A 16,958-nucleotide genomic window follows, 5' to 3' on the forward strand; every position below is an offset into this window, starting at 1 on the left:
CGTTCGCGTGGAAGGCCCTTGACCTGCGGGTTGTTACCGTGCGGTCGCATGAGAAGACTGCTGGCGATCGGCGCGCTGCTCGGCTGCTACCCCGTCCTGCTGGCGTCGGCGCTGTGGCCGGCGCCGCTGCTGTTCGGGCTGGTCGCCGTGGTCTCCTACGCCGTCGAGTTCGCCGCGGGACGCCTGGCCGGCGGGCTGACCGAGCTGCTCGGCCGGATGCACCTCGGCACCACCCTGCGGTTCGCGGCCAGGGAGACGGCCGCGCTGCTGCTGGTGGCGCGGGTGTCGGGGGCCGGCTCGGCGTGGTTCGTGGCGCTGGCCGCCGGGCTGTTCGCGCTGCACGGCACCCGGGCCGCGCACTCGGGGCTGGCCATCCGCCTGCGGCAGACGCTCAGCAGCATGCCGGTGACCACCCGCAACCTCGACGTGTCCGCGCTGCGCATCCCCAAGATGCCGCCCCCGTTCCTGGGCGGCCACCGCGGCGTGCGCTTCCTCGGGCTCGACGCCCTGCCGGTGCTCGGCGCGACGTTCGGCGCGGCGGCCGGGGCGGCCGGCGCGGGCGTGGCGCTGCTGCTCGGCCTGGCCGGCGTGCTGGCGCTGCTGCCGTACGTGCGCCGCACCCGGCCGCTCGGCGACCGGGCGAGGGTGCTGGAGGTCGTGGGCGAGCAGGTCAGGGCCTACGACCCGGAGGTCATCCTGTACTTCTCCGGCGCGACGGCCGCCGCCTACCAGGCCAGGATGTGGCTGCCCACCCTCGAACGCATCAACCGGCGCGCCATCGTCGTGCTGCGCGAGCGCGGCATGGCCAGGCACCTGGAGTCGACCACGCTGCCGATGGTCTGCATCCCGTCCTCGGCCGACCTGATGAGCTTCCGCGCCCTGTTCAGCGCCAAGCTCTGCCTGTACGTCTCCAACGTCGGCCGCAACGTCCACATGCTGCGCATCCCGACGCTGCGCAGCGTGTTCCTCAACCACGGCGACAGCGACAAGGAGGCGTCGTTCAACCCGTTCTCGCGGGTGTACGACGAGGTGTGGGTGGCCGGGCCGGCCGGCCGCGACCGCTACCGGCGCGCCCGCGTGGGCGTCCGGGACGAGAGCATCCACGAGGTCGGCCGGCCGCAGCTCGAAGGCATCTCGACCGAGGGCCCCGGGCTGCCGTACCGGACCGTCCTGTACGCCCCCACCTGGGAGGGCTGGAACGACGACCTGTTCCACACGTCGCTGATCACCATGGGCCCGCGCATCGTGCGCGCCCTGCTGGACCACGACCCGCAGCTGCGGATCATCTACAAGCCGCACCCGCTGACCGGCCACCGCGACAAGAGCGCCGCGCGGGCGCACCGCAGGATCGTGTCGATGATCGAGGCGGCCGAGCTGGCCAAATCGAAGGCCAGGCATCCGTCGGGCCCCGGCGGGGCGCCGGAGATCAGGCACCTGATCGTCACCGGCGACAGCCCGCACCTGTACGACTGCTTCAACGCGTGCGACCTGCTGATCAGCGACATCTCCAGCGTCGTGGCCGACTTCCTGGCCAGCGAGAAGCCGTACGCCGTGACGAACGTCGCGGGGCTGCCCGAGCGCGCCTTCCACGAGCGCTACCCGAGCACCGAGGCGGGGGTGCTCCTCGGCGAGGACCTGGCGGCCCTCGCCGGTTTCCTGGACGGTGAGGACACCCTGGCCCGAGCCAGGATCAAGCTCAGGAGCTACCTGCTCGGACCGGAGTACCCGGATGCGCTGACCCGCTTCGACGCGGCCGTCGAGCGGGTCTTCTCGGGGTCGTGATCAGCGTGGCGGCCTGGACAACCTCCGCGGGCTGGTGAGGAAGCCCCATCCCCACGAGACGTGCATGGCTGCGTAGACGAGGGGCAGGCGCAGCTTGGCCGCGCCCGGCAGCCCGCTGCCGGTGACCGCCGAGCCGGCCACGATGGCCAGCGCGTAGCCCCCGGGGACGACGAGCGCGAGCGGGAAGAACGGCGACAGCACCAGCCCCAGCGCCATGGCCAGCACCGCGGCGGGCGGCGCCAGGTAACGCAGGTTGATCGTGCCCTCGTGGGTGCGCGCGACCACGCGCCGCCAGCGGCCGTAGTGGAAGTACTGCTTGGCCAGCGCCCTGACGTTGGGCCGCGGACGGTAGGAGACCCGCATGCGCGGCTGGAACCAGACCAGCCCGCCGGTCTGGCGGATGCGGTGGTTCATCTCCCAGTCCTGGGCCCGCTGGAAGTGCTCGTCGTAGCCGCCGACCCGGTCGAGCGCCGAGCGGCGGAACACGCCGAGGTAGACGGTGTCGGCCGGGCCCGCGGTGCCGCCCACGTGGAAGGCCGCGGCGCCGACGCCGATCTTGGAGGTCATGGCGCAGGCCACGGCCTGCTCGAACGGTGTGACGCCCTCGGCCGCCATGACGCCGCCCACGTTGTCGGCGCCGGTCTCGGCCAGCGTCTCGACGGCGACGCGCAGGTAGTCGGAGGGCAGCATGGCGTGCCCGTCGACCCTGGCGATGATGCCGTTGCGTGAGGCGGCGATGGCGGCGTTGAGCGCGTTGGGCGTGCGACCGGTCGGGTTGGGCACCACGGTCACCCGGCGGTCGGCCGCCGCGATGGCGTCGGCGACCTCCTGGGTGCGGTCTTGGGACGGACCCACGGCGAGGACGACCTCGATCTCACCGGGGTAGCTCTGGGCGAGGACCTGGTCGACGGCCTCGCGAAGGTGCCGCTCCTCGTTGAGGACCGGCATGACGACGGAGATGGGGGGCCAGCCGCGCGTCTCCGCGGGCGCGTGCGGCGAGTCGGGGAACTGCTTCATGGCGGGGCTCACGCTACTGTACGACCAGGGGAGAAGGGCAATCGAAAGCCCCGGTGTCCCCGGCGGATCCGAGGAGGAGGGCATGCGCGAAGCGGGCGAGGAGGACGGCGGCGTGCTGGTGGGCGGCGACGCCTACGGCGGCGTCAGGCTCACTCCTGCCAGCCGTCCACGCAGGCCCGTGCGGAGCGCCAAGGCCCGCCGCCGCAACGTGATCGTCGCCGGCCTGCTGTCCACGGGCATCCTGGTCACCACCGGCGTGGTGTGGGCGACCCCGCGCCAGATCGGCACGGTCGACGCGGGCGTGACCGCCCCCAAGTCCCAGGGGGCCGAGAACATCCTGCTGGTCGGCGTCGACAAGCGCGACGACCTGACCCGGCAGCAGCAGAACCAGCTCAAGCTGGGCCGCGAGTCCGGCCAGCGCACCGACACGATGATGGTCATCCACCTGTCGGAGGACCACCAGCGCGTCACCGTGGTGAGCCTGCCCCGCGACACCTGGACGACGATCCCCGGCAAGGGCGACCACAAGATCAACTCGGCCTACCAGTTCGGCGGGCCGAAGCTCACCATGCAGACCGTCAAGGCCGCCACCGGGCTGGAGATCAACCGCTACATCGAGGTGAACATCCTCGGGTTCATCGACGTGGTCGACTCGCTCGGCGGCGTCACCGTCTGCACGCCGATCCCGATCAACGACCCCAAGACGGGCCTCAACCTGCTCGCCGGCACCCACCAGCTCCAGGGCGCCCAGGCGCTCGGCTACGCCCGCACCCGCGCCACCGCCCGTTCCGACCTCGACCGCATCGACCGGCAGCAGCAGGTCATCTCCGCGCTGCTCAACCGGGCGCTGAGCGCCGACACGCTGGCCAACCCGGCCAAGCTCGCCGCGTTCGTCAACTCCACGCTGAGCACGGTGAAGGTCGACCCCGACGACGGGCTGATCGGGCTGGCCACCCAGTTGCGCGACGTGTCGCTGGAGGACGTCCGCTTCGCCGACGTGCCGCTCGCGAACGTCGACTTCAAGGCCCCGACCGGCGAGTCGGCGGTGCTGTGGGACCGTCCGGCGGCCCGCGACATGTTCCGCCGCATCGACGCCGACCAGGACCTCGCCAAGCCCGTCCCCACCAAGACGGCCACGCCGTCGCCGGTCAAGACCGTGGTCCCGCCGGAGAGCGTCACGGTCAAGGTCATGAACGGCACGCTCATCACGGGGCTGGGGGCGCGTACCAAGTCGGCGCTGGTGGCCTCCGGGTTCAAGGTGCCCGGCGAGCCGGGCAACACCGGCAAGAAGGACCACAAGCAGACCCTCGTGCGTTACGCCGCGGGCCAGGAGGCGGCCGCGCGCCTGGTGGCGTCCGTCATCCCGGGCGCGGAGCTGAAGCAGGCCGCCGACGTCGAGGGCGTCGAGGTGATCGCCGGCAGCGACCAGCCGAAGATCAAGAAGCTCAAGCAGCCGGACACCCCGGCGAGCAAGCCGAGCTCAACGCCGACGACCAAGACCGCCATGGAGAACATATGCAAGAAATAGGCATAACCAGGTAAAGCCAGGGCACGTGATTGCCATGGTGGTCAATTCATGGCAGGAGGACCCCTGTACCGTCCTGCACGTCGTGGGGGATCTCGACGTGGCGGGCGCGCCTCGGCTTCGCGCCGAGCTCGATCAGGCGCTGGCGGCGGCCGATCCGCTCAACCTGGTGATGGACCTGACCGAGGTGCCCTTCTGCGACTCGGTGGGCCTCGGCGTCCTGGTGGCGACGCTCAGCCACGTCCAGGACATGAGAGGACGCATGATCCTCGTCCTCGGGCCCGGCATGATCCGTCACCTGCTGACGATCACCAACCTCGACCGGCACTTCGAGACCAGCGCCTCGCTCGGCGAGGCCCGTGCCGCCCTCGATCCGGCCGCCTGACCGCCTCCGGCCGGGATCATGGACGTGATGTCATCGAGGGCACATCTCCCCGGAGCCGCCGGCTCGTAGGCTCGCGGGAAGATCCCTCTCACGTCCGGAGGCCCGTGCGTTGTTCGATGAGTTCCCCGAGCCTGCCCGCTCCCAGCTCGCCGCGGCCTTCGCCGAGGGCAGCACCCGGCCGGAGTGGTGTCTCGCGGAAGGACGCGCGCGCCTGGCGTTCCGGGCCCCCTTCGCGGGCGCCGACCTGCCGCCGGATCCGGGCCGGCTGACGTACCGGCCGGCCCGCGACCTGCGCCCCGACGAGGTGCTCGCCCTGCCCATGCGCGTCTCCGAAGGCTCGCTCGACCACGACACGCAGGTCGAGCCGGCCACCGCGGGCGCCGCGCAGGAGGCCCGCTGGATGTACGACGACCTGCTCAACCGCAAGGCCAAGCCCGGCGTCCGGCGCATCGTCGCCGGGACCGACGTGGGCGACACGCCTACCGCGAACGCCTTCCTGCATGCCGGATACTCGGAGGTCGGCCGGCTGTGCCGCTACTACTGGAGGGCTTCGTGAGACTTGGCGTGATGTTCGACCGGGATCTGCCGCCCGAGGAGCTGATCCCGTTCGCCCGGGCGCTCGACGAGACCGCCGCCGACGACCTGTGGGTGGTGGAGGACCTGGGCTGGACCGGCGGCGTCTCCGCGGCGGCCACCGCGCTGGCCGTCACGTCCCGGCTGCGCGTCGGGATCGGCATCACCCCCGCGCCGCTGCGCAACCCGATGCTGCTGGCGATGGAGATCGGCAACCTGGCCCGGATGCATCCCGGCCGGCTGGCCGCGGGCATCGGGCACGGCGTGCAGGAATGGATGCGCCAGGCGGGCGCCGCCGTGCCGTCGCCGCTCGCGCTGCTGGAGGAGACGATCACGGCCGTACGCGCCCTGCTGCGCGGCGAGACCGTCACCCTGCACGGCAAGGCGGTGCACCTCGACGGCGTGTCGCTGGTGCATCCGCCGGCCGTGCCGCCGCCCGTCCTGGCGGGTGTGAAGGGGCCGCGCTCGCTGGCGCTGTCAGGACGCCTCGCGCAGGGCACGATCGTGCCGGAGGGCGTCGGCCCGGCGCAGCTTCCCGGCGTCGTCGAGCGGATCGCCGGGGGCGACGACCACGAGCTGGCCGTGTTCACCTTCCTGCACATCGGCGAGGAGGCGGACCGGCTCGCCCATCCGGTGGTCCGGGACCAGGCGGCCTACCTGGGCGTGCCGCCGCACGAGGTCGTCATGGCGGCCGGGACCCCCGAGCAGGCGGCGGAGCAGGTCAGAAGCATGTGGGCGGCGGGTGCGCGGACGGTGGTCGTCCGGCCGCTGGGGCGCGACCCACTGCCGCACGTGCACGCCCTGCTGTCGGCGCTGTAGCCCCACCGTCTCTTCCCCGGCGCCCTGGCGTCGGGGCTGTGGTTCCTATGGCCGAATGGCGGAGGGCCATCGGTCGAACGGCCGATGGGCCTCCGCCGCCGGTTCGCCACGATCGTTTTCATGAGGCTTTTGCTGGTAATCGTGGCAATTGTGGCGGTCACCGGGTGCAGCGTGCGCTTCGACAGCGACGAGGTTCCCGCCGTCCGGACGTTCCCGTTCACGGGGGCCGAACTGAAGATCTCGTCGTCGCTGGGCGGGGTGCGGGTGCTGCCCGCCACCAGCCCGGCCGTCGAGGTGCGGCGCTGGACCCGCGGCAAGGCGTCCACCAGCCCCTCCTGGTCGCTGCGCGACGGCGTGCTGCGGCTCAGCGCCGACTGCACGCTCATCGTCGGCGACTGCGGCGCGCGCTACCACGTGAAGGTCCCGGCCGGGGTGCGGCTGACGATCGACTCCCCCGACGGCGTCATCCTGAACGGCCTCACCCAGGACGTCGACGTCTCCAGCGGTGACCGCATCGAGGTCAAGGACACCTCGGGCAAGCTGCGTCTGCTGACCGACTCCGGCACCATCGAGGGGGACGGGCTGCGGTCGTCCAGCGTGCGCGGACGCACCCTGGACGGCTCGATCTCCCTGGCCTTCGCCGCGCCGCCCGCCGACCTGGACCTGAAGTCGCGGGAGGGCGGCGTGACCGTCCGCGTGCCGAAGGACTCCTACCAGGTGAAGGTCGAGAGCCAGGACGGCTCCGAGCACTCCGACATCAAGAGCACGAAGTCCAGCTCCAGGAGCATCCTCGCCCGCAGCACGTACGGCAACGTACGCGTCCTGACCCGCTGACCCCGTCCGGCCACGCCGGTGTTTCGGAGGCGCGCCGGTGTTTCGGAGGCGTGCCTCCAACCTGTAGGGGCGCGCCGGTGTTTCGGAGGCGTGCCTCCAACCTGTAGGGGCGCGCCGGTGTTTCGGAGGCGTACCTCCAACCTGTAGGGGCGCGCCGGTGTTTCGGAGGCGTACCTCCAACCTGTAGGGGCGCGCCGGTGTTTCGGAGGCGTGCCTCCAACCTGTAGGGGCGCGCCGGTGTTTCGGAGGCGTCAGCCGACCTCCGCCTCCTGCCGCGCCTCCACCGTCCGCACGGACGTCTCCGCCTGCCGCACGGCCTTCCAGAAGTACGTCGAGCTGGGCTTGCCCGCCTCGGCGTACTTCTCGGCCAGCGCCCTGGCCATCACCACCAGCCGGCGGCCGCGGAGCTGGAAGCCCGCCGCCTCCGGCACCGCGCCGAGCGCCCGGTGGTTCCAGTACGTGGCCAGCCGCCGCCAATGCTCGGCCTCCTTCCCACCCGCGCCACAGGCCTCGCACGCCAGCAGGACGGCCAGCTCGTGGGCGGCCCTGGCGTCACCTCTCTCCGCCGACCGCAGCCGGAACATGCCCAGACGTCCCCAATGCAGCGGAACCCGCAGATCCGTGGGCGAAGGCCGCCAGGACGACTGCTCGCCGGGCGCGGGCTCCAGGACGTCCCCGCCGGTCAGGGCGGCGGCCGGCGATCCGTTGCGGCGTCGCGCGGCCTCCCCCGCCTCGGCCTTGGCGGCCTGCCACAGGGCGCTGAACTCGGCGGTCAGCTCCTCCACGGACTCGATGGGCATGCCGGACTTCACCGCGATCACCTGGCACACCTCGACGATGGTCCGCATCAGCATGAAATCCGGCACTTTCTGCGACCTGCCGTTCAGCAGGTCGGAGACGGTCGACTTCGGCAACGGCCGGCGCCATCTGTTTCGTTCGGGGTCTTCGGCCAAAAGGGCGAGCGCGACTTTTTCGATCCGTTTCAGCGAGGGGTTTCCGCATTCGATTTCACGCAATCTGTTCAGACGTGTCACGAGCAGAGCAAGGTGATCTTCGCCTTGATCGACATCCTTCATGAGCCGCCCCGGTTCGGACACCGTTGTCCGGTTTAAGAGTGGAAGTGGCATTTCGAGAAGGCGGGCAGGCGCCACCCTCTCGTTGCGTTGAGATAAGCAGCCATAGTGCCATAAGTCGGTCTTGTGGGGGTGCCATGCTCATCACACACATCCGCCCCTCTAGACCTTCTCGGCCGAATCCATCCGATGTCGTCCGAATACGTCCGAGGCAAGCGCGATCATGGCCGGAATGATCAATTGCGCGGACGCGCCCCCGAGTCCCGCTGGTACTCCTACGTCAACGAACAAGCCCGTACGGCAAGGGGACACGAATGAGCAAGGCAACCCTCATCTGGTCGGCGGTCAGCGGCGCCCTGCTCGCGCTGCTCGTGGGTGTCGTCGCCGGCCTGCTCGCCACCGGGAACGGCAGCACGGTCGCGGGCGCCATCATGGCGGGCGCGACGGCCTCCGGCGGCTTCGCGGCACTCTGGATCACCGGCACCTCGGCCGTCCACACCTGGCTGAACTCCCAGAAGCCCGAAACCCCGTCACAAGACACCAGCAACTGACCGCCCCCGCCCCCCGGCACGTCCAGCACCCGCACACCCCCGCACCCGCACGGACGGCGAACGCACCGAGGACCGGTCGGAGACCCCGCACCGGTCCCACACCTCCGCCTGACCGCACCTCCCCTGACCGCACCTTCCCGGACGGGCCCCGCCTGACCGCGCCTTTCCCGGACCGCACCTCCCCCGAGCCCGTCCCACACCTGCCGTTCCGCTCCTGCCCGCGGACGGCGGCGGGCTACGCTGGCGACCGTCCGCACGCACTTGTCGCGAAGGCAGCACCCGGAGGCGCCCATGGCGATGCCCAGGAAGGGCTCGCGGCTCATCACGGTCGACGGCACCGCCTTCCGCTGGCGGGTCAGCCACAGACCCTCCTTCGACGACGGCGGATCCGCGGCCCCGCTCACCTTCGTCGTCGAACGCGACGAGGCCCCCGGCCGCGTCCTGCTCGTGTCACTCCCCTGCGCCCGGCCGGACAACTGGCGAGGAGCCCGGACGATCGCGGTCCGCCCGCCGCTCGTCGCCGCATGCGTCCGCCGCGCACTCGAACACGGCTGGACCCCCGCCCGACCAGGCCCCCGCTTCACCCTCGCCGTCACCGAGGACGAACTGACCGAACTCCTGGGCGGCCCGCCCGCCTACCTGGTCCCCTTCCTCTGGGGCATGATCCCGGAAGGCGGCACCATCAGGGACCTCCCCCGCGCCAGGCAGATCTGGAGCCGCGAAAGCATCGACACCGACCACACGCCGTAACACGCCCCACCGTCGACGGGCAAGGTCGAACCACGCATCACGATTCGCGGGCCTCCAACTCCCGGACCCGCGCGAATTCCGAGCGATGGCGAAATCCTTCCCGTCCTTCACACCGCCGATGACGCACAATTCGCGGCAACCTCCGCCGAAATTCCCGCGGGTCTTCGAAATCCCATTGCTCACCATCCGGGACGCCCCGAGCGCCGGAATCAAAGGGAAACCGCTGAAAACCCCGCGCCCATGAACGGCCTCGTACAACGCCGCGGACTCCGAACCGGTGACCCTCTCAAAGGCTTCGTGCGCGACGTAGGCCAGCAGCTCGAAATCCGGCCCCTCCTCCTCAAGGCGACGCACCATGTCCCGCGAGCGGGCCTTCTTCGAGGCGGAATATGCCCTCTTGAGATCCAGGTAACGTAACACCTGAGGCAGTTCGATGAGCAGGTCCGGGCAGTCGGCGACCCCCTCGAACGATTCTCGCCCGAGGCTGATGAGCCAGCTCACGAAGTATTCGAACCCGTCCAGCGAACCACTGCTGAACACGAACCAATGGGCGGCGTACAAATCCATGGTGCAACCGCGCGCCTGAACACCCGTCCACAGGCATTGATAGTCGATCAGCTCTTCCGGAGAACGGCCGGAAAGCTCCTCCAGCATCCACGCGAGCCGCGCGTCCTTGGTCTCAGCCGCACGGCCGGACCGCTCGATCAGTTCCCAGAAGCCGTCGATGTCCATGGCCGGACATGCTGACATCGCGAACGAAGCAGCGTAAAGAAACCCCTGAGCCCCTGAAACCATCAGGGCCGCCACCTAGGAAGCCGCCGCCCCGCCCTGCTCCCGGCGTACCATCTCCGTGATCCACACCGGCGCGAACGGCGAGGTGCACCCCGGGGACGTCGGATAGTCCTTGAGCACCTCCAGGCGCTCACCGATGCCGATCGCACGGGCGCGGTGCTCGGCGTGCTCGATCCCGATGTGAGCCAGGCAGTTGTTCATCTCCCACTGCAGGCGGTCGGGGGCGTCCTTCATCTCCGCCTCGATGACGTCGAGCAACCCCACCAGGTCGAGCCCCTCGGGCTTCTTCGCCACGCGCTCGACGGTCAACGCCCACCCGGCGCTCGCGACCAGCGGATCGGGATCGGCCGACCAGGCCACGCGCAGCTCCTCGGAGTGCGGGCTCTTCTTCACCACGTAGTTCACGAGCCAGTCGCGCACCTTCGGCGTACGCGCCTGGCGCACCATGGTGTCCAGTTCGTCCCGCTCGAACGCCTTCGGACGGCAGACCAGCGTCGCCAGCAACCTCGCCGCGGTGTCCCCCGTCGCCCAGAGCTCGCGTGCGAGTTCCTGCTGCGTCTTCAGCCGCTTGGCGAGGGCGCGCAGCTTGCCGAGGTTCACGCCGTGATCGTCGCCGTGCCTCTCGTTCACCTCGCGCGCCTTGGGATCCTCCAGCTCGGCCAGCTCGGCCATCACCTCGGTCAACGTCACCCCGGCCACCTCCTCAGAAGCAGCTCCAGCCTAAACGCGTCGTAACGTACTTTGGTGTGTCTCCGTGACCGACCGGACAGGGACTGCATGGAACAGGGCAAGGCTTCGAGGTGGGACGGCGTCACTCTGCGGTCCAGCTACAGGGACCACCTGATCGAAGGACGCGACAAACTGGCCGACGCCGCACGTGACGGCGCCTGGCCCACAGTCTTCGAGCTGCTCGAAGAGCATCCCGAATGGGTCAACGGCGGCAGAGTCGGCGGCACCAGCGGATACGCCCCGCTCCACCAGGCCGCCTGGCACGGCGCCGACGTCAGCGTCGTGCACCGGCTGGCCGCCCGCGGCGCTTGGCGCACGCTCCGTACGGCTCAAGGAGAGCGGCCGATCGACATCGCCACGCGCCGCGGACACCACCACCTCCTGGCACCGCTCGCCCCGGTCATCCACCACCACCTGCCGGCCGCAACCCTGAGCTCGATCCAGCGCCACTTCCACGCACTGATCCACGAACGCGCCGACGACCTGGTCACCGAGCACCAGCTACGCCTCCCCGAACTGGAACCTCTGACCGAGCAACGGCACCCGGCCTGCTGGTTCGCCGTCCCCGGCATGTACGGCGGCTTCAGCTACCGGCTGGAGCGAACCCAGCTGACCGTGGAAAGCTGGTGCCGCGTCGTCGGCGGTTCGGGCCAACGCCACCTCATCGACGAACACGGCACCCGCCTGACCGCCGAAGGCTTCGTCTGACCGCCGCACCGGCACCGCCCCAAGCCGCGAACGCTGCTTCTCCGGTACGTTGCCCCATCAAGCTCCGGACAGAAACCGCCGAACAGGCCACGAAGAACCATGGCGGGAAAGATCCTCACGCCATGAGCGCCCCCCCTGCAGCACAGGTTCGAGAACGGCCTCAGCACGCAAGCCATCCGAACGGCCCGACTGATCCGCGAACCCCGAGGCCGCACCCCGCGGTCTCGGGTTCCGCACGTCAGGGGCTACTTGAGGAGCTGCCTGGCCATCACCATGCGCTGGATCTGGTTGGTGCCCTCGTAGATCTGGGTGATCTCCGGTCTCCTCCGTGTACACCTGCCAAAACCTGTCGATCAGGAGCCTGGCCAGGAATTATTGTTGCGACTGGCTCTCGTCGTTTCTCGCTGTTCTCGGCCCTTCCACGGAACAGTGACGGAACAAGGGTAGGAGGTTGCTCATGGCGATCCAGAAGAGAGGTACGCAGGCCATCACCGTCAACGGCATCGTGTACCGCTGGCGCGTCCGTCGTAAGTCCGCGTACTGCTAGGGAAACGATCGGGGCCACATGACGTTCGCGGCGGAACGGGCCGGCGCACCAGGCCGCGTCCTTCCGGTGTCGCTCCCCTGCTCACGCCCAGACGTCCGGTGGCGAGTCCCGACGAAGGAGGGACTCGGCGTCGATCGCCCCGACCACGACAGACCCGTACCGAAGTGTGCGATCGTCACGGCCTCGGGCAATCGATCCCGGGGTAGGAGAACGCGGAGACAGGGTGAGCTCGTCTGGTATACCGGAGCATCCAGGTATGTTCCGCAACGTCTGGAGACAAGGTCTACACGTGATCCAATGGCAGGCCCCCGGTGCGCGGGGCTGCTAGCCGGGCCCGACCGCTGGAGCCAGACATCGATGCCACAATCACACCAAACCGTCTGACGGGGCATAAAACGGGACAGGCGGGCGTAGGGCAATCTATATGCCCTGCCTATAGCAGGCGAAACGCCATCTCGAACTCATGGTCCACAGGTACTAGCATTCTCTAAAGGCTGAATCGTAGGGTGACGAGGTGGAGACTCAGTGCTGAACACAGCCCAATGGCCGCAGCTCGAGTTGCCGGTGCTCACGGGCGTCCGCCTCGACCCCAAAAATGTGCGCCTGGAGACTACGGACGCCCAGGTCGAAGCAGACATCCTCGAAGATCTGTTCGCCAACGAGGATGCGTTGGGGCTGGTGGACGGGATCTCAAAGGTTGGATATCTGACGCACGAGACGCCCATCGTCGTCAAGCGCCGTAGTCAGTACGTGGTGGTGGAGGGCAACCGACGGGTTGCTGCACTTAAGGCCATCCAGAATCCGATGCTTGTCCCTAAATACCAAGCACGCGTAGTTGCATTATCGGCGAATATTCAAGACATCAGCATGCTCGCTAACATCCGCGTGATGGTTGCCCCCAATCAGAGCCTCGCAGATCAACTTATTGCCGCCATTCATACAGGTAACATCCGACGTCCCTGGTCTCCGGCACGTCAAGCCGCCTTCTTTCAGGCACAAATCGATGCTGGGCGAAAGCTCGCGGATCTTCAGCGGCGGTATCCCACAATCGACGTCCGATACTTCGTATTTCGCAGCCATATCGTCAATCTGTTCAAGAATATGGATTACGACGATCCCGGCCTAAAAGACTTCGTAGCCACCAAGGAGTGGCGGCGAGGCCTGTCGACACTGTCTCGCATCTATGAGTCCAAGGGCTTTCTTGATCTAACAGGGCTCGTGATGGACGATAAGGGCGTCGTGGGTAAGGCGATTTCTGATGAAGGCCTAAAAGCTGTGGCGACAATCATAGTCGAGGGCATCAAAGACGGCGATCTAAACACTCGCAGCCTTAATACCGTCGGAAGTCCTCGTTTTACCCGGCTCATCAAGGAGCTACAGGAGGCTGCCGAAAATGCGCCTCAAACATCAGTAGTGACGCCTGGCGGTAACCCCGGTCGTGCAGGGGGTGCTGGTTCGGGGGCTACGGGTAGCCCGGGTTCCAACCCGCGTCCCACGACTGGATCTGGGGCGGGGCCTACGCAGCCCACTTCCCCTCCAGCAGCAGGGCAGCAGCAGCCGAATCCTCAGGGACCAAAGCCGAAACAGCCTGTTTCCAAGAAGGGCAAAACGCGCTACCTGGCTCTAGGGCATCTTGTTGTTCCGTCGCAATACCCAGTCGCCGTTCGGCTTCACATTGAGGAGCTATCGGCCCTCAACATCCAAAAGTTTCCAAATACCGCCTTCTTGGCATTTCGGGCACTACTCGAGAAAAGCATAAAGGCATATGCTGACGCCAAAGGGGTTAGCATTCAGGCGAGCGGCAACAATTCTCACGGTTATGTCCAACTGCATCACGCCTTGAAGTGGCTTAGTGAGTACGTGGCCCAGAACGGTCCAAGGGGTCTGAACCAACCGATCTCGCAGCTTCGAACCGGTAAAGTCATCAATTATACTGCGACAAACGATGCCCTCAACGCAGTAAATCATAATCATCATTTCAATGTTGACCCCGACGAAGCGATCAACTGCTGGAACTCTATCGAGCCAATCATGCGGGAGCTGATGAGACCGTGACTGCTGCCGTAACCATAGGCGTCCGCCCAAGAATCTCGCCCCTGCGCTATCCTGGGGGTAAATCGGCCCTGTATATGCGCCTGAGGCATATGATTCGTAACAACGGCCTCACAGAATGCACCTATGTCGAGCCTTATGCGGGAGGAGCCGGAGCCGGGCTAGGACTGCTGGTCACCGGACAGGTTAAGCGTGTCGTTATAAACGACCTCGACCCGGCAATTTTTGCCTTCTGGACCCTGCTTGTGAATGATCCGGACTATCTACGAAGGCGGATCATGGAGGCCAGGCTTGATGCAGTCGAATGGGCAAAGCAGCGCGAGATCTACCTAAATAGGGATAATTATGATATTGATGCACTCGGATATGCAACTTTCTATCTGAATAGAACAAGCAGGTCGGGAGTGCTTAATGCAGGACCCATCGGTGGCCACGATCAAACGGGCCCCTACAAGATTGATGCTCGTTTTAATCGAGACAATCTAGCTGAGCGAATACGCATCCTGGCGCTATACGCAGACCGAATCGTCGTAACCTCTATTGACGGCAAGGATGTAATTAAGAAGTACGCCCGCAGATCCAATGTTCTTATATATGCCGACCCGCCCTACTTCGACAAGGCTCGGGGTCTGTATATGAATGCGTTCGCGCCGGCTGATCACGAATCATTGGCTGCAGTTCTGAATGCCCGCGCCATGCGAAACTGGGTGCTGACTTACGATAATGTCCCACAAGTTGCTGATCTATACCGGGATAGAAGGCGCCACGAATTCGAGCTTAGCTACTCGGCACACCGGGCCCGCAAGGCCAAGGAGATTGTAGTGCTGTCTGATTCGCTGCTTGACGTCGGGGCCGGATGGCCTCTCACGGACCCTCCTGCCATGACCTGATGCGTTAGAACCAGCTCGATGGCGCTTCGAATTGTAAGCGCCTGTGTTCTGTGTCGTTGATGCGTGGGCGGTGCTGGCCGCGACCGGCCGGAGAGCCGCAGCGCGGCCAGCGACCGCCCGACACGCGGCAGGCCGCCGCAGGCGGGCTGCCCTTGATGACGTGTAGAGAAGTTGCTTTCAGGGCTGCCCTGTGTCTGGTTATATCTCGTCGTGATGCGGCGCGGCGGCGGTCCAGATGCGTACGAAGCTGGTGAGGTAGACCGCGGCTGCGCCTTGTTCCTCCTTGTGGTGGAGGTGCATGACGGGGGCGTCGGCGGCTGGGGTGGCGTAGGCGTGGAGGTTGACCAGAAGTTCGTTGTCTGCGCGGAAGATGGAGTTGTAGAGGACGGTTCGGTGGAGGCGGATCTCTACGTTGGGGACGTCGTGTAGTCGGCGGTAAAGGGTTAGGGCGTTCTTGATGCGCGCGGCCATGACTTCGGGGCCGATGCCTTCGTCGGTGCCGCGTCTGGCGACCTGGAGGCTGTCGGGGTCGCCGAGGAGGATTCGAAGTTTTACGCCTGCGCGGGCTCTGGCGGTGAGGGTGTCGAGAATTTTGCCGTCTTCCGGGAGGAACAGGCCGCTGTAGGTGAGAATGTCGATCTCCTCGGTGGCTCCCTGGAAGAGGGCGTGCCAGACGCTCTGCGGGACTGCCCAACGGTGGGGGTAGATGGCGCGTACGTCGCCGGCGAGGACGAGGTGTTGTCGCGTGATCTGCGGCCAAAGGTCGGCTTCGTGGACCTGGAGGAGGTCGGCGATCGCCCAGCGGTGGCGTGGGTAGGGGATGCGGCCTTGAAGCCAGCGGTGGACGGTCTTGGGGTCCACGGTGAGGGCTGCCGCGACGTCTGTCGGGGTGATGCGGGCTGCGAGCATCGCGCTGCGCAAGTGGTCGTTCATGGGGCCGCCGCTCCTGTGAGGGAACCGTCGTTGCCTGCGACGTTAACATGAGACGTCCCTAGACGTCCCCTAGTCGCGGTGTAGAGGTTCCTGGTGCCTGGCCGATGCTCGTGAGGCCGGAAGAGCCACCGAAGGGACGGAACACATGCAAAGCGGCCGAGCACAGAGCCTCGCCTATCAGCAGCGTCTGCTGACGGAGCTGGGGAACGGGCTACGACCTCGGGGTATCGCGGCCGTCTTGATGGCGGCTGAGGATGGGCGTCCTGAGTTGAGCGTCCAGGATCGTCGCTCTCGGATCCGCAAGGTCTACGTCAACGTCCCGTTCTACTGGTTCTATTGGGGTGATCAGCCCGACGAGCGGACCAGTTGCCTCAATCTGGAGGCTGCCATCGACAGGGTTGAGCAGGTCGCCCGGAACGGCTGGCGCGCGGGTGAGCAGGCCGAGCTGCGCATCGATCTGGGTCTGATCTCTGATGCGTATCGGCGTGCCTGACGGCATGGCTGTGGACGAATCTCCGTGGCTGACGGGCGGTGCTGTCTACATCCAGATCGCAGAGCGGCTGCGGGCGCGGGTCGTTGCCGGTCGGTATCCGGCGGGCGGTTCGCTGCCGTCCGAGGCTGAGTTGTGCGCGGAGTTCCGTGTGGCCAGGAACACGCTCAGGCGTGGCCTGGCCATCCTGGAGCAGGAGGGGGTCATCGTCACGGTTCCCTCGAAAGGCCGCGTGGTGCCGGGGCCGCGGGCGGACACCGCGTACCGCTATGAGGTGATCGCCTCTGAGCTCCGCGCTCAGATCGAGAGCGGCGCCCTCGCGGCGGGGGCTGTGTTGCCGAGCGAGAAGGAGCTGCGGCAGCGGTACGAGGCTTCGCGGGATACGGTGCGGCGGGCGCTCGACCTTCTGGAGCGTGAAGGGTTGGTCGTGGTCGAGCATGGGCGGGGCCGATTCGTTCGAGGATGAGACGTCCTGGGACGTCCGCATCTGCCCCTAGATCAGCCCATA

General features: G+C 67.3%; 17 protein-coding genes. 12 read left to right on the plus strand and 5 right to left on the minus strand.

Going from position 1 to position 16,958, the window contains the following annotated elements; translation table 11 throughout:
• Window positions 1-48 precede the first annotated feature (48 nt).
• Window positions 49-1,782, plus strand: a complete 1,734-nt coding sequence (locus ACIBQ8_RS20065) for a CDP-glycerol glycerophosphotransferase family protein (protein ID WP_397192662.1) — start codon at window positions 49-51, stop codon at window positions 1,780-1,782.
• Here the strand turns inward: ACIBQ8_RS20065 and ACIBQ8_RS20070 are convergent, their stop codons facing one another.
• Window positions 1,783-2,799, minus strand: coding sequence for a glycosyltransferase family 2 protein (locus ACIBQ8_RS20070; RefSeq protein ID WP_397170302.1), 1,017 nt, complete (start codon window positions 2,797-2,799; stop codon window positions 1,783-1,785).
• An 82-nt stretch (window positions 2,800-2,881) separates the two neighbouring features.
• On the opposite strand from ACIBQ8_RS20070, the gene ACIBQ8_RS20075 reads away from it, so the two are divergent.
• From ACIBQ8_RS20075 to ACIBQ8_RS20095, 5 genes are all read left to right on the plus strand, one after another.
• Window positions 2,882-4,327 (plus strand): LCP family protein, encoded by a 1,446-nt coding sequence (locus ACIBQ8_RS20075; RefSeq protein WP_397170304.1) that lies wholly within the window; start codon window positions 2,882-2,884, stop codon window positions 4,325-4,327.
• A 34-nt stretch (window positions 4,328-4,361) separates the two neighbouring features.
• Window positions 4,362-4,709, plus strand: a complete 348-nt coding sequence (locus ACIBQ8_RS20080) for an STAS domain-containing protein (RefSeq protein ID WP_397170306.1) — start codon at window positions 4,362-4,364, stop codon at window positions 4,707-4,709.
• Between the two features lie 109 nt (window positions 4,710-4,818).
• Window positions 4,819-5,265, plus strand: coding sequence for a hypothetical protein (locus ACIBQ8_RS20085; protein WP_397192663.1), 447 nt, complete (start codon window positions 4,819-4,821; stop codon window positions 5,263-5,265).
• Window positions 5,262-6,101 (plus strand): LLM class flavin-dependent oxidoreductase, encoded by an 840-nt coding sequence (locus tag ACIBQ8_RS20090; RefSeq protein WP_397170310.1) that lies wholly within the window; start codon window positions 5,262-5,264, stop codon window positions 6,099-6,101. Before ACIBQ8_RS20085 ends, ACIBQ8_RS20090 begins: the two co-directional genes overlap by 4 nt.
• A gap of 141 nt (window positions 6,102-6,242) precedes the next feature.
• A complete protein-coding gene (locus ACIBQ8_RS20095) occupies window positions 6,243-6,935 on the plus strand; it encodes a DUF4097 family beta strand repeat-containing protein (protein ID WP_397192664.1) in 693 nt (230 codons plus the stop codon).
• Window positions 6,936-7,186: 251 nt separating this feature from the next.
• Here the strand turns inward: ACIBQ8_RS20095 and ACIBQ8_RS20100 are convergent, their stop codons facing one another.
• Window positions 7,187-7,849: a hypothetical protein gene (locus tag ACIBQ8_RS20100; protein ID WP_397170314.1), complete on the minus strand. Its 663-nt coding sequence runs from the start codon at window positions 7,847-7,849 to the stop codon at window positions 7,187-7,189.
• 473 nt (window positions 7,850-8,322) lie between these two features.
• On the opposite strand from ACIBQ8_RS20100, the gene ACIBQ8_RS20105 reads away from it, so the two are divergent.
• Window positions 8,323-8,559, plus strand: coding sequence for a hypothetical protein (locus ACIBQ8_RS20105; RefSeq protein WP_397170316.1), 237 nt, complete (start codon window positions 8,323-8,325; stop codon window positions 8,557-8,559).
• 450 nt (window positions 8,560-9,009) lie between these two features.
• Here ACIBQ8_RS20105 and ACIBQ8_RS20110 read toward each other — a convergent pair whose 3' ends face one another.
• Entirely contained in the window at window positions 9,010-10,041 is a 1,032-nt protein-coding gene (locus ACIBQ8_RS20110; protein ID WP_397192665.1) for a DUF4240 domain-containing protein, read from the minus strand.
• A gap of 75 nt (window positions 10,042-10,116) precedes the next feature.
• Window positions 10,117-10,773, minus strand: a complete 657-nt coding sequence (locus ACIBQ8_RS20115; protein WP_397192759.1) for a DNA alkylation repair protein — start codon at window positions 10,771-10,773, stop codon at window positions 10,117-10,119.
• A gap of 105 nt (window positions 10,774-10,878) precedes the next feature.
• On the opposite strand from ACIBQ8_RS20115, the gene ACIBQ8_RS20120 reads away from it, so the two are divergent.
• The 3 genes from ACIBQ8_RS20120 (at window position 10,879) to ACIBQ8_RS20130 (ending at window position 15,027) form a co-directional block, all read left to right on the plus strand.
• The gene (locus ACIBQ8_RS20120; protein ID WP_397192666.1) at window positions 10,879-11,538 is read left to right on the plus strand and encodes a hypothetical protein; all 660 of its coding nucleotides are present in this window, start codon (window positions 10,879-10,881) and stop codon (window positions 11,536-11,538) included.
• A 1,072-nt stretch (window positions 11,539-12,610) separates the two neighbouring features.
• Window positions 12,611-14,140: a hypothetical protein gene (locus ACIBQ8_RS20125; protein WP_397192667.1), complete on the plus strand. Its 1,530-nt coding sequence runs from the start codon at window positions 12,611-12,613 to the stop codon at window positions 14,138-14,140.
• Window positions 14,137-15,027, plus strand: coding sequence for a DNA adenine methylase (locus tag ACIBQ8_RS20130; RefSeq protein ID WP_397192668.1), 891 nt, complete (start codon window positions 14,137-14,139; stop codon window positions 15,025-15,027). The genes ACIBQ8_RS20125 and ACIBQ8_RS20130 overlap by 4 nt, the downstream gene beginning before the upstream one ends.
• A 198-nt stretch (window positions 15,028-15,225) precedes the next feature.
• Here the strand turns inward: ACIBQ8_RS20130 and ACIBQ8_RS20135 are convergent, their stop codons facing one another.
• A complete protein-coding gene (locus ACIBQ8_RS20135; protein ID WP_397192669.1) occupies window positions 15,226-15,960 on the minus strand; it encodes a helix-turn-helix domain-containing protein in 735 nt (244 codons plus the stop codon).
• A gap of 145 nt (window positions 15,961-16,105) precedes the next feature.
• Here ACIBQ8_RS20135 and ACIBQ8_RS20140 point away from each other — a divergent pair, with 145 nt between their 5' ends.
• Together ACIBQ8_RS20140 and ACIBQ8_RS20145 are read left to right on the plus strand one after the other, a co-directional pair.
• Window positions 16,106-16,453 carry a hypothetical protein gene (locus tag ACIBQ8_RS20140; protein ID WP_397192670.1) on the plus strand — a complete coding sequence of 116 codons (348 nt, stop codon included), beginning with the start codon at window positions 16,106-16,108 and terminating at the stop codon, window positions 16,451-16,453.
• Entirely contained in the window at window positions 16,434-16,916 is a 483-nt protein-coding gene (locus tag ACIBQ8_RS20145; protein ID WP_397192671.1) for a GntR family transcriptional regulator, read from the plus strand. Before ACIBQ8_RS20140 ends, ACIBQ8_RS20145 begins: the two co-directional genes overlap by 20 nt.
• Window positions 16,917-16,958 lie beyond the last annotated feature (42 nt).

Origin of the sequence: Nonomuraea sp. NPDC049646 (genome assembly GCF_044465525.1) — a bacterium.
GTDB lineage: Bacteria > Actinomycetota > Actinomycetes > Streptosporangiales > Streptosporangiaceae > Nonomuraea.

Excerpts from the sequence above, each read along its gene's own strand:
- ACIBQ8_RS20110 (WP_397192665.1), bottom strand. The coding sequence starts at position 10,041 with ATGGACATCGACGGCTTCTGGGAACTGATCGAGCGGTCCGGCCGTGCG.
- ACIBQ8_RS20065 (WP_397192662.1), top strand. The coding sequence starts at position 49 with ATGAGAAGACTGCTGGCGATCGGCGCGCTGCTCGGCTGCTACCCCGTC.
- ACIBQ8_RS20145 (WP_397192671.1), top strand. The coding sequence starts at position 16,434 with ATGCGTATCGGCGTGCCTGACGGCATGGCTGTGGACGAATCTCCGTGG.
- ACIBQ8_RS20135 (WP_397192669.1), bottom strand. The coding sequence starts at position 15,960 with ATGAACGACCACTTGCGCAGCGCGATGCTCGCAGCCCGCATCACCCCG.
- ACIBQ8_RS20075 (WP_397170304.1), top strand. The coding sequence starts at position 2,882 with ATGCGCGAAGCGGGCGAGGAGGACGGCGGCGTGCTGGTGGGCGGCGAC.
- ACIBQ8_RS20070 (WP_397170302.1), bottom strand. The coding sequence starts at position 2,799 with ATGAAGCAGTTCCCCGACTCGCCGCACGCGCCCGCGGAGACGCGCGGC.
- ACIBQ8_RS20080 (WP_397170306.1), top strand. The coding sequence starts at position 4,362 with ATGGTGGTCAATTCATGGCAGGAGGACCCCTGTACCGTCCTGCACGTC.
- ACIBQ8_RS20105 (WP_397170316.1), top strand. The coding sequence starts at position 8,323 with ATGAGCAAGGCAACCCTCATCTGGTCGGCGGTCAGCGGCGCCCTGCTC.
- ACIBQ8_RS20120 (WP_397192666.1), top strand. The coding sequence starts at position 10,879 with ATGGAACAGGGCAAGGCTTCGAGGTGGGACGGCGTCACTCTGCGGTCC.
- ACIBQ8_RS20140 (WP_397192670.1), top strand. The coding sequence starts at position 16,106 with ATGCAAAGCGGCCGAGCACAGAGCCTCGCCTATCAGCAGCGTCTGCTG.
- ACIBQ8_RS20115 (WP_397192759.1), bottom strand. The coding sequence starts at position 10,773 with ATGGCCGAGCTGGCCGAGCTGGAGGATCCCAAGGCGCGCGAGGTGAAC.